This window comes from Desulfovulcanus sp. (assembly GCF_982781345.1).
This window is the reverse complement of record NZ_CEYAEZ010000198.1, coordinates 1-1108: the sequence shown is the minus strand read 5'-3', so window position 1 is coordinate 1108 and position 1108 is coordinate 1. Positions and strand designations below refer to the sequence as shown.

The following is a 1108-nucleotide window of genomic DNA, read 5'->3' as shown; positions in this document are numbered from 1 at the left end:
AACCAGAGCCTGGTGCACCGCTTCTTCTTGCAATTCCTGAAAATGGATATGATTTAAAAGCAGATATTAAAAAAACAGAACTTTTTGAAAAAGGTGTTTTAAAAGGAATGCACACACATAATGACGCCTTTCTTTTTATCTTCACTGTGCCAGTCAGGCCGTATTTTTATGATCGCGTCATATAGCTCAACGGCTATCCGGCGGCTCATGGCAACGATCATTGCTTTGCCTTCAAATGCGTTTTGCCGTTTCTCATAATGATCAATGATATCTTTGGCGATAATTTTCAGCCTGTCTTTATGGCCGACAATGGCCTCCAGTTGGGTCCATTTTGCTTTGGCCTTTTCCTTTGCCGTAGATTCTTCGCCTTCAGTTATTGCCTCAACTTCGGCATCAAGCAGTTCTTTCTCTTCAGGTTTAAGTTGAATCTTGGCCAAGCGGGATTCATAGTAAATACGGACAGTCGCTCCGTCATCAACAGCCTGTTCGATATCGTAAATATCAATATAGTTGCCGAAAACAGCTAGGGTAGATGCGTCTTCTTTCTCAATAGGTGTGCCTGTAAAACCGATAAATGAAGCATGGGGAAGAGCATCCCGGATATATTTTGCGAAACCATACGAGGTATAAGCTTCGCCGTTCTTAACCCTTGTCTTAGCCCCGAACCCATATTGACTGCGATGCGCTTCATCGGCAATTACAACAATATTTTTACGGTCAGAAAGAAGGTCGAAGTCCATCTCGCCATTCTCAGGGAAAAACTTCTGTATAGTGGCGAAGACTATGCCGCCACCCGCAGTCTTAAGAAGCTCTTTTAAATGCGTCTTGCTGTTCGCCTGGACAGGATCCTGCCGCAGTAACTGCTTACATCCGGCAAAGGTATCAAAAAGCTGATCATCTAAATCGTTACGATCGGTAATGACAACAATAGTAGGGTTATTCAGCTCAAGGACAACCTTGCCTGTGTAAAAGACCATAGATAAAGACTTGCCACTGCCCTGTGTATGCCATACAACCCCGGCTTTTCTGGAACCTTCTTCTTTTGCCGCTTCTTTGGTGGACTCAACGGCTTTGCTTACAGCATAATACTGGTGATAGGCCGCTACTT

1 protein-coding gene is annotated in these 1108 nt (G+C 44.0%); it reads right to left on the bottom strand.

Annotation, left to right across the window (positions count from 1 at the left end):
* Window positions 1–98 precede the first annotated feature (98 nt).
* Window positions 99–1108 (bottom strand): type I restriction endonuclease subunit R (locus AC3WVG_RS12200; protein WP_488798389.1); only part of this gene is annotated, 1010 nt, incomplete at its 5' end.